Source organism: Desulfitobacterium nosdiversum, assembly GCF_049860565.1.
In the GTDB taxonomy this organism is placed as follows: domain Bacteria; phylum Bacillota; class Desulfitobacteriia; order Desulfitobacteriales; family Desulfitobacteriaceae; genus Desulfitobacterium_A; species Desulfitobacterium_A nosdiversum.
This window is the reverse complement of record NZ_CP172056.1, coordinates 2,734,291-2,758,164: the sequence shown is the minus strand read 5'-3', so window position 1 is coordinate 2,758,164 and position 23,874 is coordinate 2,734,291. Positions and strand designations below refer to the sequence as shown.

Genomic DNA, 23,874 nt, shown 5'->3' with positions numbered 1-23,874 from the left:
CCCCCTATGAATTATCCTAATTCATAACTCTATTGGCTTAGAATTTACTTAAAGAAATTAAAATACGGGTTCCCTCCTGATTTTTACTTACAGCCCAGATTATCCCGTTATGTCCTTCTACGATTTGCTTTGCAATCGCAAGGCCTAACCCACTCCCCTTAATCTTACCGCGTGAACGATCCGAGCGATAAAAACGGTCAAAGATATAAGGTAAATCATCTTTGGAAATACCCGGCCCATTATCCATCAGTTCAATAATAATGCTTGATTGGGTATCGCGCAAAGATATATTAATTTCTCCTTTTTCTCCCAAAGAGTTTTTCTGTATATACTTTTTTGAATTATCAAGAATGTTCATGAGCACTCTGCGAAAACGGTTTTGATCCAACAAAATTTGAGTATGCTGGATCAGACTGCTTTGAAACGAAAGTTCAATCCCATTTTGCGTACAAGCAGGTTCATTTTCTAAAACAAACTCATAAAGGTAATCTTCAATATCTGTTCGTTCGAAATCAAAGGGAAGCTGCTTTAAATCAAGTTTAGCATACAACAGCAAATCCTCAATCATTTGATCAACAAGCTTTGCTTGAGCATAAATCGTTTGGAGATAACGATCATGTTTTTCCGGCGTATTGGCAACACCATCTCGCAGTCCTTCAACATAACCCTTAATCGACGTGATTGGGGTTTTAAGATCATGAGAAATACTTGAAATCAGCATTTTGCGGTTTTCTTCAAACTTTAACTGAGTATGGATGGAATCTTTGAGTTTGAGACGCATAAGTTCAAGATCACGGCAAAGCTCTTGAATCTCCAGATCCCCCTCCTCGACAATCGGATAATCTAAATTTCCGCTGCTGATCTCACCTGCCGCTTTCTTGAGATGATTTAAAGGAGATAGCGTTCGCCGGGTAAAACGGTAGGAGGCAAAAACATTGGTCAAAACAAAGCTTAAGGTAAAAATGATCCCGATCAAGATAAGAAATCGGGTTACATCATTCAAGGCCGAAGGGTCGATAGGCACAAGCAATAAAACATAACCTGAAACACCTTCTGCTAAAGATAGCTTAACGGAGTGGATTCGATACGTCATATTTCCCAGTTTCACTGAGGCATTACCAACATGTGAGTTCACAGCATCTAAACTTTTAGCGACATCGATTTTACTCAGATTGTGTGAATTAAACAAAACCTGTTCCCCTTGAAGAACGATAAATTCACCATTGATTGCGGACAATCGCGTTTGCAGCTCTTTTATAAATTCCGGAGATTTGATGACGTCAGGTGATTGTTTCAAAATATCCTGTTTGATGTACAATAATTCAATTTGTGTTTCCGACAACGTTTGATAATCCTCAAAGGAGAACCAAGGGCTTTTAAAATTTGAAGAAATAAATAAAAAAACCAAGGCAAAAACCGCAGTCATAACTAAAGGAATTACAACTGCGGCAGCATTGGCAAAAATGAAATGGCGTTTAAGGTTCATGGTCTCACCCTAAAATTCCTTTTTATCAAAAAAATAAAAACCCGCTGTGAATAACATTATACCATAACCCATCATAAGAAAGAGTTGGCGTACAATCTTCATAAAAGGAAACGATTGGCTGAGAAAGAGAGTATACCAATCGAGCTGCGCCGTTATAAGCATACCGCTATACTGGGAAAAAACAATTTCCAGTACTTTAATGCCTAAAAAGCAGAGGATTGAAATAAAAAAAACGGATACTCCGCTTTTAAAAACGTTAGCAATCAGCACAATACCCAGCCCTATAATTATTTGGGGCAGGCTGCTTACAGTATAGGCAATGACTGTTTTCAACACATCGCTTCCGGTTGCCGAATTGGCATTAAATATTAAGCCTGAAATTAGGGATAGAATTAAAAGCAGAAATAAGATCGTCAGAATAAATAAGGCAATCGCTGCAATCTTTGCTGCAAAAATTTTAAATCGGCTTACCGGTCGAGTTAAGGTTGCTCTTATTGTATTCTGAGCAAATTCTCCGGAAAAGCAGTCAATGGTCACTAATGCAGTAAACAAAGGCAATATTGTATTTACAACGACAGAAAGAACAAACATTGGAAATTCAACCTTACCGGCTCCGCGGATGCCAAAGCCTGTTCTTACTCCAAGGACACTTAACTGGCCGACCAAAACGACAATGATGGACAATATTATAGCTGCCAGGACTTTCTTCTTTTTATAAAGCTTTTCCAGCTCATTGATAAGAGCTATTTTAAATACGCCCATTTCGTTCGACCTCGCTCACAAAGTAATTCTCCAAGGTAGCATAGTTCTGCAAAATATTTTCAGTCGTTTCGACGTTGAGCATTTTGCCATTATAAATGACACCGATCCGATTACACATGAGTTCAATATCATGGATCAAATGGCTGGAAATAAAAAAAGCAGTCTCCTCATTTTCCGACATATGTTTGATAAGGTTCCGGATGTCGATCATTCCTTCAACATCCAAACCGTTAAGAGGTTCGTCGAGAATGACCAGTTTAGGATAATTCAAAATTGCGGCCGCTAACCCTAAGCGCTGTTTCATGCCCAGCGAAAACTTTTTAGGCTTTTCATCTTTAAATTTCTTCATTCCGGTAATTTCAAGAACTTCATTGATTCGATGATCATCAACTTTGGGCGAGAAGCGCCCAATCTGCCTCAAATTTTCATAGGCAGTCAAATAGGGGTAGGATTCAGCAATTTCAATAATCGAGCCGACTACGGAAATTGCTTTTTCATACTCTTCCGTAACACTTACGCCGAAAATCTTGACATCACCGCAATCCGGATGAATAAGGCCGGTGATGATTTTCATCGCCGTCGTTTTGCCCGCACCATTAGGACCAAGAAAACCGAAGATATCCCCTTTATAGATATTTAGGTTAATATTCTCAATTCCGCGACCGTTAGGATAACGCTTGGTCAAGTCTTGAATTTGTAAGACAATTTCGTTTCCCATCATTACCTCCAGAATATGGTCTTAATGAATAGAGTTACGTTACAGCGGCTCATTTATCATTCCTGGCGTAGCAGCTGTAACGCAACTATTCTTAAAAAGAACCCGTTTGTCTTGATATGCTTCTTTAGTCTAGATCAGGGCTGAAGGAAGAATCATAGGTGAAGTTGCCCTGAATCCGATTAAAATCAAAATATATTTTGCCAAGATTCTCGTCAAGGTGCATATTTCCGATAATTTTTTCCCCGGATTCACCTGTTGTTTCAAAGTGCAAACCCCTTGGATCGTTTTTATCGCCGCTATTGAATGCGGCATCGAAGCTGAAGCTTTGACTCTTGCCAGAACTGGGATCATTGCCGGCTTTATATTCTTCATAATATTTGCCTAGAAGATGAGTCTCATCAATTTGCTGGATTTCAAGAACTCTTTTCCCTAGCTTCACATATTTACCGTCTTTTTCTGCAATAATAGGGTTGCTGTATTTGCCGACAAACTTATTATAATTGGATATTTTTTGAGGCTCACCTTGATTTTTACCCACTTGCTTATTTACTTTTTGACCTGTAAGGTCAGGTTTATTAACAGCGGTTGTGTTGATTCCTGATAACTTGGCAAGAACTTCAATGGTAATTTCGTGCTCTTTCCCTTGGGAATCCTTTCCCTCTATTGTCGCTGTTCCCAGAATGTTTTCCAGATATCCTTCCGGATTGACATGAGCACTTCCTGTTATCTCTTTCACAAAAATATCTTTAGCTAAAGAGGGAGTATCCGGATTATTGCCGTTAAAATTTTGTTTTAACTGAAAAGATACAAGCGCATTAATAAGCGTAGGAATTTGGACCTCGTTTAAAGAGCCCTTAAAATCCTTGGATCCGTCCGCATTGTTGCTGAGAATGACTTGATCCTTCAAGCTGCCGATGATGGCATCGGCTATTTTTTCGGCATCCGCTGCACGTTCTTCTTTAAAGGGATTTTTATAGGAATAATCTTGCTGGGGTTCGGAAAACTCGGTGACATAGTATGTAGGATCTCCACTATTTTGATTAATGCGGGTCATTGGGTCGAAATAGAACAACTGTGTAAATTTTCCTCCGCTGAGGCTTTCACGAATTGAAGTTGTTTCATGGGATTTATTAGCGCGGTTTAATTTTTGGATCGTGTTGTCTGAAACAAGATTATTGCCATTGTCCTTAAGGACGTATGAAATATCCGTTGTATAACTGTCAAAAGTACTGCTGCATTTTTCCGCAGTAGTTTTTATCGAGTCTTTAAATTGTTCATATCCGCTTTTGCTCGTTATATCAGCCATTGCCGTCGTTGCAAAAATTAAACTGCCTAGAGCAAAGCTGATAAGCATTGCTGTTTTTTTCTTTACTTTCATATTTCTAGACTCCTTTACTTTTTACTGGAAGCTCCCTTAACCATATTCTAGCGTAAAGGGGTTGAATTTCTCTAAACAGATTATTAATAAACTATAAACTCTAAATGCCTAACTTTATTGCGTATTATAGAAGGCGAAAATAGCAGCGGATTTAGGCTTATGCTATAATGAAGTGATATAGATAGGGGGAATTCATATCATTCAGATCGGCAAATTTAATCGACTTCAAATAGCAAATCTCGTTTCCTTTGGGGCTTACCTTGATGCGGGGACAGGTAATCGTAACGATAATATCCTTCTGCCGGAAAAACAGCGCCCAAAAGATGCCGGCGTAGGCGATTTTCTCGATGTGTTTATTTATCGGGACTCGGAAAACCGATTGATCGCCACCACGCGGACACCCATGGCACAAGTCGGTGAACTCGCTTATTTAACGGTTACAGCTAAAACCGGAATTGGTGCTTTCCTGGAAATCGGACTTGAGAGGGGTTTATTTCTACCCTTTCGTGAACAGAAATATCCCATTGAAGTCGGTAAAAGCTATTTAGTTTATGTTTATATCGATAAAAGCGAACGCCTTTGCGGTACTACCGATATCACCTCGTACTTAAGCTCAAATGCGGCCTATCAAAAAAATGAATCGGTTACAGGAACAGTATACCAGATTCATCCGGAATTAGGAGCCTTTGTAGCTGTAGACAATCAGTTTAAGGGGCTTATTCCGAGTACGGAAAACTTTACTGAGCTTCACCCAGGGGACAAAGTTCAGGCAAGAGTTATCCGCGTTCGGGAGGATGGCAAACTGGATCTTTCGACACGTAGACTTTCGTATCAACAGATGAGTGTCGATGCACAGCTCCTTCTTAAAGCAATGCAGGAAAACGAGGGAAACCTCCCCTTAGATGAAAAGGCTAGCCCTGAGGAAATCGAAAAAACATTTAAGATGAGCAAGTCTGAATATAAGAGAGCGATTGGCAGTTTACTTAAATCAGGAAGAATTCAGAAGACGGAAAAGAGCTTCAGCCTTAAGTTCGATCAATAATTTTTAGAATATATGCGGTATCCATTAAGGAGTTTCCTGTATGAATCAGACCGAGTCTTCTTATAATCTTTCAGGCAGCAAACCGCTGCCTTCTTTAGAACTTTCACCTGGCTTAATCTGGATTTTGGCGATTGGTGCAGGTGCATCAGTTGCAAATCTCTACTACAATCAGCCTTTACTGGTTGAAATGGGACAAACCTTTCATGTATCGGCAAGCCGTATTGGAAATATTTCCATGCTCACACAGCTGGGATATGCTGTGGGTATGTTTATTTTTATACCCCTAGGAGATCTGTGGGAACGCAGAAAGCTGATTACTCATCTACTTGGAGCTGTAATCGCTTCTTTACTAGCTATGTTTATTGCCCCAAATATTTTAATGCTGGAGGCTGCAAGTTTTGCAGTTGGAATTACGACTGTTGTTCCGCAGCTGATCGTACCCTTAGCTGCGCAGCTAGCTAAACCGCAGGAACAGGGCCGAGTCGTTGGTCTTGTTATGAGCGGCCTGTTTATGGGAATTTTGCTCGCACGTCTGATCAGCGGGTTTATTGGATTCATTTGGGGATGGCGAACAATGTATTTGCTTGCCGCAGGTCTCATGATGATTTTGATGCTCCTTCTTAGGATCAATCTCCCCAAATGTGAACCGGAGAATAAGCAAATTACCTATATTTCATTGATGGTTTCACTTGGCAAACTCATTTGGGAACAACCCGTCTTACGAAGAACATCCTTTATGGGAGGAATGCTTTTTGGTGCATTCAGTCTCTTTTGGACTACTTTAGCCTTCTTTTTAAATAAACCACCCTATTCATTGGGCAGCAACGTTGCGGGTCTATTTGGACTCGTTGGAATTGTCGGAGCTTTGACAGCACCATACGCGGGTCGTCTCTCCGACAGAAAAGGTCCTAGAACTGTTGCCGGAGCAGCAGCTGGAATTTCTTTTCTGTCATTTGTTATTTTAGGCATACTAGGGCAACATCTATGGGGCTTGATTCTTGGCGTTATTCTATTAGATTTAGGCATTCAGGGAGCACAAATTGCCAATCAGACGCAGATCTATACGCTTCTTCCGAAAGCAAGGAATCGGTTGAATGCTGTCTATATGGTGACCTATTTTATCGGCGGCGCATTGGGATCGGCTTTAGGTGTAACCCTTTGGAGCGCTTGGGAGTGGCAAGGGGTTTGCTGGGGCGGACTCGGTCTGGTACTCCTCAGCCTCATCATTTGGAAGTTCAATAAAAAGAGCCGCAGAGGCTGAAATATTCCTCGCGGCTCTAGTAAACTTAAGCAGCTAATCATAATAGCTGTTATTTCTTTGTCATTGACAGAGTAAACGGCTGAGTCAGATTCCCTGACTCGATGTCTTTGAATTTCTTTCGAAACGTTTGAAAGGATTGTGCTCCAACGATTCTAAACTGATCATTAATGATCACGGTCGGAGTAGCCATAATTTGATCTTTTTCAGCCTGGTCTTGGACTTCAAGCAAACGCGGCTCATACCGTTTCTGCCGGATGGCTATTTCAAGTTTCTGGGGATCCAGTTTAACATTTTGAGCTAATTCAAGGAGGACGTTAATATCTCCGATATTTTTTCCCTCGGTATAGTTAGCATAAAGCAGTTTCTCATGATACTCATGAAATTTTCCCTCTTCTCTAGCAAACTCACTCGCCTGAAGAGCAAGATGTGTATTTACAACTCTAGACAAATTGTTAAAGACAATTCCATACGGAGCACCCATCTTATTGAATTGGTTCTGCCTCTCTTGAATATTCATCTGCGGAAAGGATTGTTTAAGCGCTATTCCTTCAGGAGGTGTCTCCGGATGGAGTTCATAGCTCATCCAGTGATCTTCAATATCAAACTCATTTTTTAAAGCGTTGACAATCCCGTTGCCAATATAACAATACGGTCAGTTATAGTCTGAGTAGATTCTAAGATTATAGATCATCAAATTTCCCTCCGTTTTGGCTATCATCACATACAGACTTTTTTATGCATACATCGTATTCAATAATCCCTTAACATTTTCATTCTCAAGATATTCGTCATACGATATCTGACGATCAACTAACCCTTGAGGTGTAATCTCTATAATGCGGTTCGCGATCGTTTCGACAAACTGATGGTCTTGCGAAACGAAGAGCATTGTACCGCTAAAGTTAATCAGTCCATTATTCAAAGCTGTTATTGATTCGAGGTCAAGGTGGTTTGTAGGCTCATCAAGAAGAAGAACGTTCGCTCCGCTAAGCATCATCCGTGAGAGCATGCAGCGTACCTTCTCTCCTCCTGACAATACATTAGCCGGTTTCTGTGTTTCATCACCGGAGAATAGCATTCGCCCCAGAAAACCGCGCACAAAAGATTCATCCTGATCTTTTGAGAATTGCCTTAACCAATCAACAAGATTGAGTTCAGTTTCAAAGTACTCAGAATTATCATTAGGAAGATAAGCCTGAGAAGTTGTAACTCCCCAGCTGTATGTTCCCTCGTCGGCTTCCATTTCACCCGTTAGAATTCGAAACAAAGTCGTTTTAGCTAAGCTATTCGGGCCAACAAAAGCAATCTTGTCCCCTTTATTGACCGTAAAGGAAAGATCCTCGAAAACTTTCTCTCCCAAAACTGTTGCCGATAAGTTCTCCACCGTCAAAAGCTGATTCCCCGCCTCACGATCCGGTGTGAATCCTACATATGGATATTTCCGCGAAGACGGTTTAATATCGTCTAAAGTAAGCTTCTCTAAAAGCTTTTTGCGTGAAGTCGCTTGTTTAGCTTTTGATGCGTTAGAGCTGAAGCGCTGAATAAACTTCTGCAAGTCAGCAATTTTCTCTTCTTTTTTCTTATTGGCATCCTTCATCATTTTCAAAGCCAATTGGCTGGATTCGTACCAGAAATCATAGTTTCCGACATACATCCGGACCTTGCCAAAATCAATATCGACAATATGGGTACACACTTTATTCAAGAAATGGCGGTCATGAGAAACAACAATTACAGTACTCTCGAAATCTAAAAGGAAATTTTCCAACCAGTTAATGGATTCCAGATCCAGGTGGTTCGTCGGCTCGTCCAATAACAAAATATTGGGACGTCCGAACAGAGCCTGAGCTAAGAGTACCCGGACTTTTTGATTGCCGTCCAGTTCTTCCATCAATTTGTCATGAAGCTCCTTGGGAATTCCAAGACCCATTAAGAGTTCTCCTGCCTCCGCCTCGGCTTGCCAACCATTTAAATCTGCGAACTCCCCTTCAAGTTCGGCCGCTTTAATCCCATCCGCTTCAGAAAAATCGGGTTTTGCATAAAGAGCGTCTTTTTCTTCCATAATTTGATAAAGACGTGAATGTCCCATAATAACCGTGTTCATTACGGTAAAATGCTCAAATTGAAAATGGTCTTGCTTGAGGACCGCAATTCGTTCACCTGGTGTAATGATGACTTCACCTTTGGAGGGTTCAATTTCCCCGGCAAGAATCTTAAGGAAAGTCGACTTGCCGGCGCCATTCGCCCCAATCACACCATAACAGTTACCCGGTGTAAACTTTACATCAACGTCTTCGAAGAGGGCTCTTTTGCCAAACCTTAACGTTAACCCGCTTGTACTAATCATTCAATAAATCGTTCCTTTAAACTCAATTTTTTGTCAACAATACCGCATTATACCACGATTTAATGAATAAATCATTCCCATTCTTGCCAAACCTCAGGATGATAACCAACCGTTGCTTTCCGTCCATTACGGACAACCGGTGTCAGGCAGAGTCCAGGGTTACTGAGCAATAGCTCCTCCCGGGTGCTGTTCGTGCGGATGAATTCAAGGTTTAACGCTTTATACATTTTACTTCCTTTATTGATTAAATCGTTTAACGGAACAGATTGCTTAACACTTTCCAATTCACCTTTGCTTAACCCTTTTTCGTTCAGATCGATGAATTGGAATTTTATATTTCTTTCTTTAAAGTACCGTTCTGCTTTTTTCGTATCAAAGCATTTTTTTGTTCCAAAAATTTGGATGTTCATTTGTTTCCATAAGTCTCCCCTCTAAGGTATCCATGCGGCGAAGATCAGAGATCGACAATCAGATCCTCAAGCTTCCTTTTAGGTACATGATGATAAGATTGATCATCCCGCCAATATTTAATGCTTCCCGATTCATCGATTTCATCAAGAACAATAACTTCCTTAGGCTTACCTATCGCAATAACCATAACAATCTCATAGTATTCCGGAAGCTTTAGTTCCGCAGCTAAAGCGGGTCTATCAATGCCATTAAACTGACAGCCTCCTAGTCCTTGCTCAGTTAAACCTAAAAGTATGCTTTGAGCAGCTAACCCGTGATCCCAAAAGTAGTTTTTACTCGTCCGTTGGTCGTGAAGCATTACGATATAAGCCGCGGGTTTTTCCCCATTTTGGGGCCCATTCCAGTCGCTAAGATAGCCTGCCCATTTTAATGTTTTAAAGATACGTTCATTTTTTTCTTCTTCATTCGATACAACATATCGCAGCGATTGTAAATTTGCTCCCGAAGAGGTTAATCTAGCCAGTTCAAGCATTTCTCGCAACGTTTCCATTGTAACCGGATGGTCTTGATAGAATCTCCGATAAGTCCGGTTCTTCAAAATAAGGTCTTTAAGCATTATTATATCCTCCTTATAATTTTTCTAAAGCATCCTTCATTCGTTGTAATGCCAGCTTGATATTATCCATTGAGTTCGCATACGATAATCGGAGGTACCCTTCGCCATAGGCTCCAAAGGCATGTCCGCCCAAGGATGAAACACCGGCTTCATATAAAAGGTATTCTGCCAACTCAGCGCTGGAACGCTTGATAGCTTTTATATTTGGGAAAACATAAAAAGCGCCTGAGGGGGACAAACAGGAAACTCCAGGTATTTCATTTAATCCTTTAACGATAACATCTCGTCTTTCTTTGAACTCTTTGACCATATTTGCGGTTTCGATTTGTGGACCTGTCAGAGCCTCAACCCCCGCCAATTGGATAAACCCCGGAACACAGGAGGTGCTGTTCACAACAAGTTGAGCGATCTTTTCAGCTAATTCACGTTTCATTACCCCGTATCCCAGACGCCACCCTGTCATAGAATAACTTTTTGAAAAACCGTTTAAGATAATCGCTTTATCCTTCATCCCAGGAACAGAGGCAATGGAAAAGTTTTCTCCTTCGTATAAAATCTTTTCGTAAATTTCATCGGATAAAACCCAAATATCTCTATCTAAAAGCTGCTCTGCTATTGCCTCAATATCTTCACGAGGCAACAGGGCACCTGTTGGATTCTGAGGGGAATTTAAAATAAGCATTTTTGTACGATCCGAAATTAATGATTTTAATTCGTCAATATCAATCCGAAAATTATTTTCTTCCCGCAAGGGAATCGGTACCGGTTTAGCCCCCGCAAAGCGAATCACGGATTCATAGATCGGAAAGCCTGGATTGGGATAAATAACCTCATCACCCGGATTAACAGTCGCAATGATCGAGTAAAACATGATGGGCTTACCCCCGTTAACTAAAACAACTTCATCCGGAGTTACAGAAATTCCGCGTGTTTTGGAAATATATGCGGCAATAGCTTGACGAGGTTCAAGTAAACCTGGCGAAGGCGTGTACTTCGTCATCCCATTGTGCAAAGCTCTGATCCCCGCCTCAGTAATATTAGCCGGCGTTGGGAAATTAGGCTCTCCTATCTCGAGATGGACTATCTCCCTGCCCTGCCGTTCAAGCTCTTGGGCTTTTGCAAGCATTTCAAATGCGGTTTCCGTTCCAAGCAATTCCATACGATCCGCATACATATTTTTCACATTCGTTCCCCCTCTAATTTTTGTTGACACATGTATTATACAGTGGTAATATATAAATTTTGTATTTTTACTTATTTTGTGTTATAATTGAAAAATAGTTGCTCAGGAGGTGGGTCAATGTTTCAAATCGGCGACAAAATTCTGTATCCCTTATACGGAGCGGGTATTGTCGAAGGAATTGAAGAAAAAGAAGTCCTTGGCGAAAATCAGCTCTATTATATCTTAAACATACCTCATATAAGTATGAAAGTTATGGTTCCGATCACTAAATCTTCGAGTTTAAATATCCGAGAAGTTGTTGAGCCTCAAATAATTGATGAGGCACTCCGAAACTTTAATGAGGGCGTAACTGATCAGGCGATCTATGATGATAAGCGCTCCTGCAGCGAAATTAACAAAAAAAGAATTAAAAGCGGCGATATTTTTGAAGCAACGGAAATCATCCGGGATTTAACTCGAAAAAGCAAACGGAATAAAAACAAATTAGGTTTAGACGATGCCAACATGCTCAATACTGCCCGCCAGATTTTAGCAAGCGAAGTTGTTCAAGTCAAGGGAATTACTCAAGAACAAGCTGTTATATTATTAAATAATGTCATAAATATATAAAGTGTGAGAGACCTTCCTCGCTGGAATAGCTGCTGGGATGGTCTCATTTTTTTCTATGCATTTTCCCGAAGGTGTTTATCTAAAGAATCAAGAACCCTTCGAAATTGAAAAGAATGGATTCTTGAGAAATTGATAAACGTTCCTAAAAATTTCGGCAGAATACCGTTAAGTTCAAGATCAATGGTGTAACAAACCTTGGTTTGCCCATCCTGCTGTGGAGTAATGGTCCAATGCGTTTCACCAAGGACCACCCCTTGATAATATTGAATACCAACACGTTTGGAAGGTTCTAATGAGCAAATCTCACATCTAAACCATCCTCCGGATGCCCATACTTCAATCTTTTCACCCATTGGGTTTGAATTTCGTGCAAGGGCTTTAACTTTAACTCCCCAGGGCCACCATTGAGCGTATCCAGGAAGATCTGACAGTACTTTATAAATTTTTTCATATGAATAAGGATATAGTTTACAATCTGTAGCCGATAAATGCTGCATAAAGGAAAAAGCACCTACTTTCATTCGTCACTAATTCGATGGCTTTTTAAAAATTCCTCTAATTTCTCTGCTTAGTAGTTTTCAAGCCAGTAGTTTTAAGCGAGCAGTCCTAACCGGCCTTGTTAGCGGGAAGCCATTGCTAAACAATTTTTAACGGTTTACAATTATGATCAAAACAAATCTATAAAATATAGAAAGGAGTATTTTATCCGTGCAAAGTTTTACGTATTCCATACCCACTAAAATATTTTTTGGCAAAGACCAAGTCAATGTATTAGCTGAACAAATCCGTGAATTTGGGGGCTCTCGTGTTCTTCTCGTTTATGGCGGCGGGAGTATCAAAAGAATCGGCCTTTATGATACCGTTACTAAAATATTACAATCCAATAATATCCCTTTCTTCGAATTAGCTGGAATCGATCCAAATCCAAGAATTGAAACTGTTCGCCAGGGCATTCAACTGTGTCATGAACATAAGCTGGATTTTATTCTTGCTGTAGGAGGCGGAAGCTCAATTGACTGCTCCAAAGTCATTTCTGCCGGTTATTATTATGAAAATGATCCATGGGATTTAATGATCGGCAAAGTTAAGGCCTCTCAAGGTCTTCCGTTGGGAACAATCTTAACCCTAGCAGCAACAGGCTCTGAAATGGATTTCTTCGCAGTCATAAGCAATCTCGAAACCCATCAAAAAATCGGCCTTGGGGATCCGGTGATGTTCCCCAAATTTTCAATTTTAGATCCAACCTATACATATAGTGTGCCCCATAATCAAACCGCCGCCGGAACGGCAGACATAATGAGCCATACCTTTGAAAACTATTTCAGCTCTGAAAAGGGTGCCTATTTACAAAGCCGTTTAGCCGAGGGTATCCTGCAAACCTGTATCAAATATGCCCCCATTGCCATGCGTGATCCTGAAAATTATGAAGCGCGAGCTAATTTGATGTGGGCCTCCAGCCTTGCTATCAACGGCCTTTTAAGTCTAGGCAAGGAGAGAAAGTGGACCTGCCATCCCATGGAACACGAACTCAGTGCTTATTATGACATTACACACGGAGTAGGATTAGCAATTCTAACTCCTCACTGGATGGAATATGTCCTCAATGATTCGACTGCAGCAGATTTTAAAGACTATGGTGTAAATGTTTGGAGATTAAATTCTGAAGATGATTCTTACAAAACTGCTCATTTAGCTATAGAGAAAACGAAAGAATTTTTCACCTCACTGGGCTTGCCCAGTAAACTTCATGAAGTAGGAATCGGAGAAGAAAACCTTTTAGTTATGGCCCAAGCTGTCACTAAAAACGGACCTATCGGTGAATTCCGACACCTGAACACAGAGGATGTTTACAACATTTACAAAGCCGCTTTATAGATCCAACTTATAATTACAGCAGTTTATTTTAATAAGATAAAACAGCGCTGGTCATCTTTAATTGCTGATGACTAGCGCTGTTTTTTGTGCACTTATCTGATTGTGATTCGTATTAGTGATTTTCATAAGGAATAGGGTCCTTTACCCTTGCTTCTTCAAAACCTTTCAGGCGTAATATACAGCTGTCACAAATTCCGCAAGCCTTTTCTCCTCCATTATAGCAGCTGGTTGTGAGATGCAGCGGAGCTCCATTGGCTATGGCTAATTTAACTGTTTCACCCTTCGTCAAATTAATGAGGGGAGTCTTGATAGAAATCGGTTTTCCTTCAACTCCCGCCTTCGTTCCGACTTGAACAACTTTTTGGAATGCCTCGATAAATTGCGGGCGGCAATCCGGATAACCACTGTAATCAATGGAACTAACTCCAATAAAAATCGCCTCAGCACCAAGTACCTCAGCATAGCCCAATGCATAGCTTAAAAAAAGAATATTGCGGGCGGGAACATAGGTTACTGGGATACCCGGTTTTTCTTGATACGCCGGTACAGAGATTGATGAATCCGTAAGTGCACTTCCCCCGACGTAATCGATCGTAAAAATGCGATGTTCCTTAACCTTATAAAATGAGGCCACTGCTTTGGCACTCTCAAGTTCTCTTTTATGCCGCTGCCCATAATTAAAGGAAATGGGATATAGTTCATATCCTTCTTTATGCGCCACGCTCATGCAAGTTGTACTATCAAGACCTCCAGAAAGCAAAATTACTGCTTTTTTCATGCTGTTACCTCTCCCTTCTGTTGATGATTCCATCGAAATAATATCAAAGACCATATAAATCCTCCCAGAACCTTAGCCGAAAATTGACCAATAATGACCCAGGGGAGGAAACTTCCAAAGGCAAGTGTCGGAAAGACAATAGAGTCAACAGCTCCCGATACAATGTTTGAACCATTCACCTTGAAAATCTTAGAATTTTTTCTGAGCAAGTGATAAACTAAAGTATCTGTAAATCCTGTCAGAAGAAAGGCTGCAAAAGAGGCCATTGCAATTCGGGCGGTTCCTCTATTTAACCAATAAGATATAACAGCACCTGCCCCAATAAGCAACAACATTTTAAGCTTAAGATGTCGATGATGCCAGCGTTCATGTAATGTGTCCCGTGAAACAAGGTCAAAAGCAATGAAGAAAAAAGCATTGACTAATGTAGAAACCGGTCCAAAATAGGCTACAGACAAATTCGCTAATACATTTGCTGCAAGATATAAAAATATAATAAACATAGAATCTTCCCCTTTATTATAAAACAACCCTTTTATTATACCGCAAAAATTGAAAATGCAATAAAAATAATGAGTTAAAGATAAAAATTCAATTTTAGCTAGTGGAAAGATATTTAAAGAAATTAAAATTACGTATTTAAAAAGAAGGTGATTTTAAATGATTTTAGCGGGTGATATTGGAGGAACTAATACAAGACTTGGACTTTTTAAACAGAAAGGATCCGATCTATTTCTCCTCTCTGAAAAAAAATATGCCAGCAACAGCTGGCGGGAAATCGAGTTAATAATTGAACATTTTTTAAAAAATACGATTGATGACGCTTCAAAAATCGAAGCCGGATGCTTAAGTTTGGCCGGCCCCATTGAGGAAGGTCAATGCAAGCTTACCAATTTAGAAACCGTCTTAAATTTTGATAAAATAAGAAACCGCTTTAATACATTTCCTTTTGCCTTTTGTAACGATCTTGTTGCTCTAGGATATGGTTTAAAAGCACTTAAATCAAATAACCTTTTGTGTCTTACCTCAGGTACAGAAATAGGCGTTAACTTAAATAAAGCGATCCTAGCTCCCGGAACAGGCCTTGGTGAATCGTTAATTATTAAAGGAAAGTATATCACCCCAACGGAAGGCGCTCATGCGGATTTCGCACCTCGTAATGAGCTTGAAGTTAAACTGTGGCGATTTCTCCATAAAGAATATGGGCATGTGAGTTATGAAAGAATTCTATCCGGTCCGGGGCTTACAAATCTTTATCGCTTTCTTCTTCAAGAAGAAGAGGGGTCAGCAAAAGCTCTCCCTTCTCTGCCCTCGCCCGAAGAAATTTCAGAAAAAGGACGTTTGGATCCTTCTTCAATATATTATCGTACACTAAAGCTTTTTACCGAAATTCTTGGGGCAGAGGCCGGTAACACAGCCTTAAAAGGCCTTGCCTTGGGCGGAGTCTTCATCGGAGGAGGAATCATACCTAGGATTCTTGATCAGTTCGATATGAACACGTTTCTAAACGCGTTTCAGGATAAAGGCCGCTTTCGTGAACTGCTTGAACGGATTCCTGTTTATATTATCCGCGAAGAAAAAACGGCGCTCTACGGCGCCGCTATATATGCTCTTGAACATAAAAATATTGGTCGTCAAAAACAGTTTTCCCCTTTTGAGCATAAATACAATGTTGTGGATTCTCACGCAGATGAATTAAAAGTTTAAAGATTGTTTCTTCAGAATTTGGGGAATCAAGCTGTTGAGCAATTTCACCAACTGTAAATTTCTGCCCCTTCTTCTCTCGTAATAAATGAAGGATCTCGTTTTTTAGAGCGATTGCTTCCCCGGCAGCTTTTTTACCCATCTCTACAGCAGGTTGATGATAGGCATTAATATGGATTAAAAAAGCATACATACTGACCGCACGTTCAAAGAGCCCGATAAGAACGCCAATCGTAAACGGCTTAACCTCATTAACCGTAATCGTGATGGATTCTCTTCCTTTAAATGTTAAAGCATTCCGCGTTCCCAATAGAAAAGCCTGCAGAAAATCACCGCTTGTACTATTTTCGGACAGAATGGGTGAAGTCCCGTCCCGGTCCTTTAAGACTTCGATAAAGGTTACGAAGAAGTTATCGGGCCCCTCAAGAAGCTGCTGAATATAGGAATGTTGATCCGTTGAGCCTTTATTGCCGTAGACAGCTATTCCTTGATGAACCACACGACCTTCAAGGTCTTTTTCTTTTCCTAAGGACTCCATTAAAAGCTGCTGTAAATATTTTGAAAAGAAAGCCAAGCGATCCTTATAGGGCAGCATGACCATTTGTTTTCCGCCTTTACCGGAGGTGGCTTTATACCACATTAAGGCTAAAAGTGCCGAAGGGTTATTCAAGGTATCTTTTTTACGGGTGATTTCATCGCAGCAACGCGCTCCTGCCAATAAAGCATCGATATCAATTCCTTGGAGAGCCAATGCTACAAGTCCCACGGAGGAAAGAACCGATGTTCTGCCCCCTACCCAATCCCACATAGGAAAGCTTTTAAGCCATCCCTCTTTTTCACTGTATTGATAAAGTTGGCTGCCTTTTTGAGTAATGCTCACCGCATGCTTTGAGAAGTTGAAGCGTTTCTTTTCATATAAATTTTGGGTTTCAAGCATGCCATTGCGCGTTTCAATTGTTCCGCCGCTCTTTGAGATCACAATGCAAAGAGTAGTATCCAACTCCGGCTCCAACCGTTTAAAGACTCGATCCATTCCATCAGGATCCGTGTTATCAATAAAAAACAAGGACATTTTATCCGCATTTGCACCCAGCGCATCGGAAATAAATTGGGGACCTAAACCTGAACCGCCAATTCCAATGAGAAGGACGTTCTTAAATGCTTCTCCTGTTTGAGAGGTAATACTACCGTTATGAACTTTCTGAACAAAAACTTTAATTTCAGCAAGATTCTCCCGTATCTCCACCGCGATTTCAGGTTCTGGGGCAATATCCGAATTGCGAAGCCAGTAATGCCCAACCCTTCGATTCTCATCCGGATTAGCAATTGCACCCTTTTCCAGCAGCTTGATCTGTTCATAAACTTTTTCTAATTTAGAAGACATCCTCTCAAAGTAATCATTTGGAATTATCATTCGACTGATATCTAACATTAATTTTAATTGAGGATCATGATATAAATAGGTTTTAAAGTTCTCCCAAGACGAATTCGTCAATACTTACACCTACCCTATACTTTTCCCATTAATTCCATTGAGTATTTTCTATAGTTTTTACACAAATCCTTTTAAAATATTTAAAATTTAATTTTTAATCTATTTAATTATCTTGAAACTCCTAGACTATTGATTTTTTTGAAATAACCAATGGGCTCTCTCTTCTGCCAACTAAGACGTTGCCCTCTTTTACCTCGACAAATTTATCAAGAATAACATTTTCAAGCACTGCATTTTCTCCAATAATACATTTTTGCATAAGTATACAATTTTTAACTTTAGCTCCAGGTTTGATGATTACTCCGCGCGATATAATTGAATGCTCAACCTCACCGTCAAGGGTACAATCACAGGATAGAAGTGAGTTTCTAACTTTAGGGGTCGAACAGTACAAAGAGGGTGGATTATCACGAACTTTTGTATATATCTGATTCTTTGATTGGAAAAGCTCCTGACTTACTTCAGGCTTTAGAAGATCCATATTACACCTAAAGTAGTCTTCTATTGAATTAATTCTCCCAATATAGGCTTTTGTAGGATGAGCATAAACCTCAATTTGGTCTATATTTTCACGAATCGCATCGATCAGATCAGCTGTCTCTATCGATTTATATCGTTCAATTAATTCAATAAACAACTCGCGACGAATGATAAGCATATCAACAAAGTATGGGACTTCGCTTAAAGACTCCTCTTGATCCCAATTTTGAGCTATAGTATTAACCTTATGTTCCACATTCAGAGATAAAAGCAACCGTCTCTGAAGATCTTCTTCCTGCTCTGATTCTTTATAAATCAGAGTTACGTCTGCTTTCTTTAATTCGTGAAAATAAAGTGCTTCTTGGTAATCGATATTGTAGACTTGATTACAGTATGTAATGACAACGTTTTCAGCGCTGTCCTTTTCTAAAAACTCAAGATTTGAAGTCATATTCTGCATAAGAAATCGTGAATGGCCACCTGATAAACCATGAATAACTCCAGGTAAAATAAATAGCCCCCCTGATTTACGATCAAGATACCAATCCTTTCCTGCTCCTGTATGATCCAGTACAGGCCGATAATTTTGAGGAGTAATCAACCCTACTGTCCTTATCCCTGAATTGATAAAGCTGGATAAAGCGAAATCGAGCAGACGATATTTTCCCCCAAAAGGAAGGGCAACAATTGGGCGATCCTGAGTCAGACCTTGGAGCAGATCGGAACGGGTATTTCCAAAGATAAGACCGATTACGCGATTCATTTTCTTTCTTCCCTTTCTCTCTTACATTCAGTATCAGCAGGCGTACCTTTACCCTGCTTCAAAAAAAGCACTTTGCTGAACAATTTGGTGATCAGGAATCACCGTAATTCGCGGAGTTGCAGTACTGTTATAATCATTAGAAATAATCCTGCATTGACTCAGAATTTCTGTCTTTTCCCCAATAATAGCCCGCTCAATCGAAGTCTTAGAATGTACCTTGGCATGATGAAGAATGATACTGTCTTTTACTTGGGCATCCTCACCAATGTATACGCCTGGTGCTAAAATAGAATTACTGACCTCACCTAAAACAATACAGCCATTACTAATAAGGCTATTTTCGATTTTAGCCTTTGTACCTACATAATGCGGGGTTTGCACCATATCATTCGAAAATATTCTAAATTCACGATCAAAAAGATTAATCGATTCGTTTGGACGAAGCGTTTCCATATTGGCTTGATAGTAACTTTCGACTGTTCCTACATCCTTCCAATATCCTTTAAAGGGGTAAGCATAAGCGTTCACTCCCTGACTCAATAAACGGGGGATAACATTTTTCCCAAAATCATGCTCAGAATCAGCATCGCGTTCATCCTCAAAAAGCGCTTCTTTTAAAATATGCCAGTTAAACAGATAAACTCCCATTGAAGCAATATTGCTCTCTGGTTGAGATGGCTTTTCCTGAAATTTTGTAATCCGAAAATCCTTATCCACACTCATTATTCCAAAACGAGAGGCTTCCTCCCAGTGAACCTGAAGGGTAGAGATCGTAACTTCAGCCCCCTTTTCTTTATGAAATTTAAGAAGAGAGGAATAATTCATTTTATAGATATGGTCTCCAGAAATAATAAGGACATAGTCAGGATCGTAATAATTGATAAAATCAATATTTTGGTAGATCGCATTTGCTGTTCCCTTATACCAACTCCCTTCTGTCTCACCCATATAGGGGGGAAGAATATTGACTCCGCCAAAAGCATGATCAAGATCCCAAGCTGAACCGGTGCCAATATAGGAATTCAAAATAAACGGCTTGTATTGGGTCAATACACCGACAGTATCGATATTGGAATTTGTACAATTGCTTAAACTAAAGTCAATAATTCGATATTTACCTCCGAAAGGAACTGCCGGTTTAGCAATATTACGAGTTAACGCACCTAGCCTGCTGCCCTGTCCTCCAGCTAGAAGCATTGCTATACACTCTTTTTTCAACACCTTCTTGCCTCCCTTTAATGTCTTTATCGACAGTGGATGTTCCAGATTCCTTCAGCGTATTCTTTGATTGTGCGATCACTGGAAAAGCGACCGGACTCTGCAATGTTAATTAAGGTACTCTGAAACCACTTCGATTTTTGTGAATAATAATTAAGCATCTTAAGATAGGTTTCATAATAAGAGTTAAAATCTTTAAGCACAAAGAATTCATCATTATAGTGAAGCAAAGAGTCATGAATGGGGATAAATTCTCCCCCAACATCTTGGAAATACCCACAGACAAGTTGATCTAATATTCGTTTAAGCTGAGGATCCCGGAGATATTCATCCCATGATTTATAACTGCTTTGTAAAGAATAACGAAGGACTTCTTCCGCTTTTAAACCAAAGATAAATATATTTTCATCTCCAACTGCCTCACGAATCTCGACATTAGCACCATCTAAGGTACCCAATGTAATGGCACCATTCATCATGAATTTCATATTTCCAGTTCCTGACGCTTCTTTGCCCGCTGTGGAAATCTGCTCACTAATGTCTGCTGCCGGATAGACCAATTCCCCTAAGGTTACGTTGAAATTTTCCAGAAACACGAGCTTGATCATTTCGTTGACGTCTTTATCCTGGTTAATCTTTTGAGCAAGCGAATTGATCAGCTTGATTAGTGTTTTCGCATAATGATATCCTGGTGCAGCTTTACCGGCGAAAATAAACGTCTGGGGTTCTCTGAGATAATTCGGATTCGCTTTTAGATGGTTATAGAGATTCATAATTTTAAACACATTGAGAAGTTGTCTTTTATAGGCATGAATCCGCTTAACCTGGACATCAAATAAAGAGTACGGATTAAGCTCAATTCCCTGTCTCTTTCTGACTTGTTCGACTAGGCGATGTTTATTTTGGGTTTTTATCCTTGCCAACTGCTCAATAAAACTTGAATCATAAGCAAAGGTTTTAAGCTTTTGAAGTTCGCCTGCATCTCTTTTCCAATGAGGTCCGATTGCTTCAGTAATCAGCTGTGATAACTCATGATTGGCAGCATAGAGAAAACGGCGGTGACTGACTCCGTTCGTTTTATTGTTAAGTCGATTAGGATAAATCTGATTAAGATGAGTAAAGATTTGGCCTTTCAGAATACGCGTATGAAGATCTGCAACCCCGTTGACAGAATGGCTTCCAATTATCGCAAGATGAGCCATATGAACAAGATCGCCTTGAATTATCGCCGTTTGATCGGAAAGCTGAGGTTCTTTAGGAAACCGCTTTCGGATATTTTCTCTGTAACGACGGTCTATTTCTTCGATAATCATATAAATTCGCGGAAATAGATAGCGAACCATGACAACCGGCCATTTTTCAAGAGCCTCAGGCAAGATGGTATGATTGGTATAACTTGTTGAATTAACAGTAATCTCCCAAGCTTCATCCCATTCCAAACCCTCTTCATCCATCAGAAGCCGCATCAATTCGGGAATACATAGGGCTGCATGGGTATCATTGATGTGAATCGCAACCCAGTTTGCAAATTCATGTATGGCGGAATTACTTTTTTTATAACTTCTTAAAATTGAACCTAAGCCTGCAGCAACAAAAAAGTACTCTTGTTTTAAACGCAGTTCGCGACCCGGATTATGGCTGTCCTCTGGATAAAGGATATAAGAAATTGCCTCTACTTCAGATTTATAGCTTATCGCTTGATTGAATTCGCCCCGATTGAATAATTCCAAGTCTAGGCCGGTCGTCATGGGCTCAGCACTCCAAAGTCTCAAATTGTTGATATAAAAGGGATTGCGATAACTAAATACCGGTATGTCATAGGGTACCGCCAGAATGGGTTCATAATTTTCATGAATAAAATTTAATTTATCATTCACATATTCAATACGCACTTTACCTTTATATTTAACCACAACAGATTTATCCGGTTTTCGCATTTCCCAAGGGTAACCATTTTTAAGCCAATTATCCGCAACCTCCGCCTGAAAACCATTAACCAATTTTTGTTCAAACAAACCATATTTGTAATGAATGCCATTCCCGTGTCCCTTAACGCCCTTGAAAGACATAGAATCTAAAAAGCAGGCAGCTAACCGTCCTAACCCGCCGTTTCCCAGTCCTGCATCACTTTCCTGTTCTAACAAATATTCCAGGTTGATGTTTAAATCAACCAATCCCTCTCGAACTAAGTTGTAAATTTCCATATTAACTAAATAAAAAGGAAGAAGCTTACCAATCAGAAATTCCATCGAAAAATAATAAACTTGTTTTTCTTTTTCGCGCGAATATTCTTCATTCGACAATGCACGGCATAAGCTTATTTTTTCTTTAAGAAGAAGTACAAGTGCATGATACTTATCCCAGGAGGTTCCTTCATCAAGCGTTTTTCCTTCCGCTTCGGCAAATTTTTCTAAATAAGCCTGTTTAAAGCTTTCTTTATCGAAAAACACGCGGTTTCCCCCTAACTTTATATGAAGGCATACTCCTTCGTTGAAATTTACGTACTATCATATCTATGAATGAGTAATGCTAATATGACAGTAAAGGGGGGCAGTAATTGAGAATTATCCATTTGGTATTTTATCCCATTATAACATTTGAGGTTTTTTCCCGATATGAAAAATAAACAGATTTAGGCGCTAATAAATGACAACTTATGTAGAATAATACCTTAATCTGCTGCAAGAGCCTTTAAATCCATAAAAAGCAGCTGCGACTTACATCGCAGCTGCTTTATCATAGTACGCCCAGCATGGGCGTTATCTAACTATCGGTTAATCATAAGGGCTATTTATAGATTAAAAATACTACGCACGAAGCGCTCGTTGATGCTCTGCCATCATCTTCTTTATGTTATCACCTACACCAGAGTACATATCCTGTAACCAACTTAAGTATTGCTGAATTTCTGCATGATCATTCTGCCCCAATTCCATATAGGCAGCAAGGGGCATATATTCTGTATTATAAAAAAGTGAAGCAGTTACTATTTCAGCAAACGACTCTGCATCTTTGAGCGGAGTTCCTGTAAGATCTACAGAAAGCTTCTTCATTAAATGCTCAAAACCCAGCGGCAAAATCGAGAGATCTCCCGTTAAATTATAATGAATAATTTGAGTAAAAGCATGGAGAATGATTGGAAGCAGATAATCCTCTTCTCCGCTATTAGGAGCAAAAAGAGCGACACAATGGTGTTGCGGCCAGCTCATCTGGGATGCCCCAAACACCCTAAAATTTAAGATTGGAATTAAGATCGGTTCTCGCGTTAAATTGATTAGAAATTGAGGATATTTTGCTTTAAGCAGTTCTAACGCAGTAGTTACTTCTTTCTGAGGAAGATAGCTTAGACTTCTCTCGGAAACAACTGTTGCTAATATTTTGATTAACTCACGAATTTCCTCTTCAAAATATGCAAAACGTAAAACTTCCGGGCACTGTCCTAAACTATTGCAAATCCAAAAAGTCAAAGCGTCATTCGGCGGAATCAGCGTAAACTGGCACCGTGCACGATAATGCCGAAACTGAAGATCTGTTGCTATCTGCCTTAAATTTAAAATCAATTCTTCACGCTGATGCTTGTCCAAATGGCGGACAAGCTCAAGCGTTTGTTGTAATAACTGAATCGCTTCGAAAGGATTCCTTAATCGTTTATATTTGTCTCGTAAAATGATAATCTGACGATTTGTCTCAAGGATTTCCTTTGTGTTCTTCTGAAACATCCCATCACACCCCATTATATAGTTTTAAC

General features: G+C 39.9%; 22 protein-coding genes. 5 read left to right on the top strand and 17 right to left on the bottom strand.

Translation table 11 applies throughout. The features are described 5' to 3' along the window. Nucleotides 1-37: 37 nt before the first annotated feature. The 4 genes from ACHOLT_RS13290 to ACHOLT_RS13275 form a co-directional block, all read right to left on the bottom strand. Nucleotides 38-1,486 carry a sensor histidine kinase gene (locus ACHOLT_RS13290; RefSeq protein ID WP_425801443.1) on the bottom strand — a complete coding sequence of 483 codons (1,449 nt, stop codon included), beginning with the start codon at nucleotides 1,484-1,486 and terminating at the stop codon, nucleotides 38-40. Nucleotides 1,487-1,495: 9 nt separating this feature from the next. Then, nucleotides 1,496-2,248: an ABC transporter permease gene (locus tag ACHOLT_RS13285; RefSeq protein WP_425801440.1), complete on the bottom strand. Its 753-nt coding sequence runs from the start codon at nucleotides 2,246-2,248 to the stop codon at nucleotides 1,496-1,498. Next, nucleotides 2,235-2,969, bottom strand: a complete 735-nt coding sequence (locus ACHOLT_RS13280) for an ABC transporter ATP-binding protein (RefSeq protein ID WP_425801438.1) — start codon at nucleotides 2,967-2,969, stop codon at nucleotides 2,235-2,237. Before ACHOLT_RS13280 ends, ACHOLT_RS13285 begins: the two co-directional genes overlap by 14 nt. A gap of 121 nt (nucleotides 2,970-3,090) precedes the next feature. Further along, on the bottom strand, nucleotides 3,091-4,344 hold the full coding sequence (locus ACHOLT_RS13275) for a hypothetical protein (RefSeq protein ID WP_425801435.1): 1,254 nt from the start codon (nucleotides 4,342-4,344) through the stop codon (nucleotides 3,091-3,093). A 196-nt stretch (nucleotides 4,345-4,540) separates the two neighbouring features. On the opposite strand from ACHOLT_RS13275, the gene ACHOLT_RS13270 reads away from it, so the two are divergent. Both ACHOLT_RS13270 and ACHOLT_RS13265 read left to right on the top strand, forming a co-directional pair. Further along, nucleotides 4,541-5,386 carry a CvfB family protein gene (locus ACHOLT_RS13270; protein WP_425808057.1) on the top strand — a complete coding sequence of 282 codons (846 nt, stop codon included), beginning with the start codon at nucleotides 4,541-4,543 and terminating at the stop codon, nucleotides 5,384-5,386. 40 nt (nucleotides 5,387-5,426) lie between these two features. Beyond that, on the top strand, nucleotides 5,427-6,647 hold the full coding sequence (locus tag ACHOLT_RS13265; protein WP_425801433.1) for an MFS transporter: 1,221 nt from the start codon (nucleotides 5,427-5,429) through the stop codon (nucleotides 6,645-6,647). Between the two features lie 49 nt (nucleotides 6,648-6,696). On the opposite strand, the gene ACHOLT_RS13260 is transcribed toward ACHOLT_RS13265, so the two are convergent. The 5 genes from ACHOLT_RS13260 to ACHOLT_RS13240 form a co-directional block, all read right to left on the bottom strand. Then, a complete protein-coding gene (locus ACHOLT_RS13260) occupies nucleotides 6,697-7,287 on the bottom strand; it encodes a DsbA family oxidoreductase (RefSeq protein WP_425808055.1) in 591 nt (196 codons plus the stop codon). Between the two features lie 93 nt (nucleotides 7,288-7,380). After that, nucleotides 7,381-8,994 carry an ABC-F family ATP-binding cassette domain-containing protein gene (locus tag ACHOLT_RS13255; protein ID WP_425801431.1) on the bottom strand — a complete coding sequence of 538 codons (1,614 nt, stop codon included), beginning with the start codon at nucleotides 8,992-8,994 and terminating at the stop codon, nucleotides 7,381-7,383. Between the two features lie 71 nt (nucleotides 8,995-9,065). Further along, nucleotides 9,066-9,404: an arsenate reductase family protein gene (locus tag ACHOLT_RS13250; protein WP_425801428.1), complete on the bottom strand. Its 339-nt coding sequence runs from the start codon at nucleotides 9,402-9,404 to the stop codon at nucleotides 9,066-9,068. Between the two features lie 44 nt (nucleotides 9,405-9,448). Further along, nucleotides 9,449-10,021, bottom strand: coding sequence for a nitroreductase family protein (locus ACHOLT_RS13245; RefSeq protein WP_425801426.1), 573 nt, complete (start codon nucleotides 10,019-10,021; stop codon nucleotides 9,449-9,451). A 13-nt stretch (nucleotides 10,022-10,034) separates the two neighbouring features. Continuing rightward, entirely contained in the window at nucleotides 10,035-11,195 is a 1,161-nt protein-coding gene (locus ACHOLT_RS13240; RefSeq protein WP_425808053.1) for a pyridoxal phosphate-dependent aminotransferase, read from the bottom strand. 126 nt (nucleotides 11,196-11,321) lie between these two features. Here ACHOLT_RS13240 and ACHOLT_RS13235 point away from each other — a divergent pair, with 126 nt between their 5' ends. Continuing rightward, on the top strand, nucleotides 11,322-11,813 hold the full coding sequence (locus ACHOLT_RS13235) for a CarD family transcriptional regulator (protein WP_425801423.1): 492 nt from the start codon (nucleotides 11,322-11,324) through the stop codon (nucleotides 11,811-11,813). Nucleotides 11,814-11,866: 53 nt separating this feature from the next. On the opposite strand, the gene ACHOLT_RS13230 is transcribed toward ACHOLT_RS13235, so the two are convergent. Further along, the gene (locus tag ACHOLT_RS13230) at nucleotides 11,867-12,310 is read right to left on the bottom strand and encodes a type II toxin-antitoxin system RatA family toxin (RefSeq protein WP_425801420.1); all 444 of its coding nucleotides are present in this window, start codon (nucleotides 12,308-12,310) and stop codon (nucleotides 11,867-11,869) included. A gap of 211 nt (nucleotides 12,311-12,521) precedes the next feature. On the opposite strand from ACHOLT_RS13230, the gene ACHOLT_RS13225 reads away from it, so the two are divergent. Further along, on the top strand, nucleotides 12,522-13,688 hold the full coding sequence (locus ACHOLT_RS13225; protein ID WP_425801418.1) for an iron-containing alcohol dehydrogenase: 1,167 nt from the start codon (nucleotides 12,522-12,524) through the stop codon (nucleotides 13,686-13,688). A gap of 112 nt (nucleotides 13,689-13,800) precedes the next feature. On the opposite strand, the gene queC is transcribed toward ACHOLT_RS13225, so the two are convergent. Then, complete coding sequence (gene queC / locus ACHOLT_RS13220; protein WP_425801416.1) at nucleotides 13,801-14,466, bottom strand: 7-cyano-7-deazaguanine synthase QueC; 666 nt, start codon at nucleotides 14,464-14,466, stop codon at nucleotides 13,801-13,803. Then, on the bottom strand, nucleotides 14,463-14,969 hold the full coding sequence (locus ACHOLT_RS13215) for a VUT family protein (RefSeq protein WP_425801414.1): 507 nt from the start codon (nucleotides 14,967-14,969) through the stop codon (nucleotides 14,463-14,465). Before ACHOLT_RS13215 ends, queC begins: the two co-directional genes overlap by 4 nt. 157 nt (nucleotides 14,970-15,126) lie before the next feature. Between ACHOLT_RS13215 and glk the strand changes: the two genes are divergently transcribed. Next, nucleotides 15,127-16,173, top strand: coding sequence for a glucokinase (glk, locus tag ACHOLT_RS13210; RefSeq protein ID WP_425801412.1), 1,047 nt, complete (start codon nucleotides 15,127-15,129; stop codon nucleotides 16,171-16,173). Here the strand turns inward: glk and ACHOLT_RS13205 are convergent. The 5 genes from ACHOLT_RS13205 to ACHOLT_RS13185 form a co-directional block, all read right to left on the bottom strand. Beyond that, nucleotides 16,067-17,602, bottom strand: a complete 1,536-nt coding sequence (locus ACHOLT_RS13205) for a glucose-6-phosphate isomerase (RefSeq protein WP_425801410.1) — start codon at nucleotides 17,600-17,602, stop codon at nucleotides 16,067-16,069. The genes glk and ACHOLT_RS13205 overlap by 107 nt on opposite strands. A gap of 184 nt (nucleotides 17,603-17,786) precedes the next feature. Then, nucleotides 17,787-18,908, bottom strand: a complete 1,122-nt coding sequence (glgD, locus tag ACHOLT_RS13200) for a glucose-1-phosphate adenylyltransferase subunit GlgD (RefSeq protein WP_425801408.1) — start codon at nucleotides 18,906-18,908, stop codon at nucleotides 17,787-17,789. Nucleotides 18,909-18,956: 48 nt separating this feature from the next. Next, nucleotides 18,957-20,129: a glucose-1-phosphate adenylyltransferase gene (locus tag ACHOLT_RS13195; protein ID WP_425801405.1), complete on the bottom strand. Its 1,173-nt coding sequence runs from the start codon at nucleotides 20,127-20,129 to the stop codon at nucleotides 18,957-18,959. 23 nt (nucleotides 20,130-20,152) lie between these two features. Next, nucleotides 20,153-22,576: a glycogen/starch/alpha-glucan phosphorylase gene (locus ACHOLT_RS13190; RefSeq protein ID WP_425801403.1), complete on the bottom strand. Its 2,424-nt coding sequence runs from the start codon at nucleotides 22,574-22,576 to the stop codon at nucleotides 20,153-20,155. Nucleotides 22,577-22,933: 357 nt separating this feature from the next. Beyond that, nucleotides 22,934-23,845, bottom strand: coding sequence for a hypothetical protein (locus tag ACHOLT_RS13185; RefSeq protein ID WP_425801400.1), 912 nt, complete (start codon nucleotides 23,843-23,845; stop codon nucleotides 22,934-22,936). Between the last annotated feature and the right edge of the window lie 29 nt (nucleotides 23,846-23,874).

Coding starts and splice junctions, on each gene's coding strand:
- ACHOLT_RS13290 (WP_425801443.1), bottom strand. CDS start 1,486: ATGAACCTTAAACGCCATTTCATTTTTGCCAATGCTGCCGCAGTTGTA.
- ACHOLT_RS13285 (WP_425801440.1), bottom strand. CDS start 2,248: ATGGGCGTATTTAAAATAGCTCTTATCAATGAGCTGGAAAAGCTTTAT.
- ACHOLT_RS13280 (WP_425801438.1), bottom strand. CDS start 2,969: ATGATGGGAAACGAAATTGTCTTACAAATTCAAGACTTGACCAAGCGT.
- ACHOLT_RS13275 (WP_425801435.1), bottom strand. CDS start 4,344: ATGAAAGTAAAGAAAAAAACAGCAATGCTTATCAGCTTTGCTCTAGGC.
- ACHOLT_RS13265 (WP_425801433.1), top strand. CDS start 5,427: ATGAATCAGACCGAGTCTTCTTATAATCTTTCAGGCAGCAAACCGCTG.
- ACHOLT_RS13255 (WP_425801431.1), bottom strand. CDS start 8,994: ATGATTAGTACAAGCGGGTTAACGTTAAGGTTTGGCAAAAGAGCCCTC.
- ACHOLT_RS13250 (WP_425801428.1), bottom strand. CDS start 9,404: ATGAACATCCAAATTTTTGGAACAAAAAAATGCTTTGATACGAAAAAA.
- ACHOLT_RS13245 (WP_425801426.1), bottom strand. CDS start 10,021: ATGCTTAAAGACCTTATTTTGAAGAACCGGACTTATCGGAGATTCTAT.
- ACHOLT_RS13240 (WP_425808053.1), bottom strand. CDS start 11,195: ATGTATGCGGATCGTATGGAATTGCTTGGAACGGAAACCGCATTTGAA.
- ACHOLT_RS13235 (WP_425801423.1), top strand. CDS start 11,322: ATGTTTCAAATCGGCGACAAAATTCTGTATCCCTTATACGGAGCGGGT.
- ACHOLT_RS13230 (WP_425801420.1), bottom strand. CDS start 12,310: ATGCAGCATTTATCGGCTACAGATTGTAAACTATATCCTTATTCATAT.
- queC (WP_425801416.1), bottom strand. CDS start 14,466: ATGAAAAAAGCAGTAATTTTGCTTTCTGGAGGTCTTGATAGTACAACT.
- ACHOLT_RS13215 (WP_425801414.1), bottom strand. CDS start 14,969: ATGTTTATTATATTTTTATATCTTGCAGCAAATGTATTAGCGAATTTG.
- glk (WP_425801412.1), top strand. CDS start 15,127: ATGATTTTAGCGGGTGATATTGGAGGAACTAATACAAGACTTGGACTT.
- ACHOLT_RS13205 (WP_425801410.1), bottom strand. CDS start 17,602: ATGTTAGATATCAGTCGAATGATAATTCCAAATGATTACTTTGAGAGG.
- glgD (WP_425801408.1), bottom strand. CDS start 18,908: ATGAATCGCGTAATCGGTCTTATCTTTGGAAATACCCGTTCCGATCTG.
- ACHOLT_RS13185 (WP_425801400.1), bottom strand. CDS start 23,845: ATGTTTCAGAAGAACACAAAGGAAATCCTTGAGACAAATCGTCAGATT.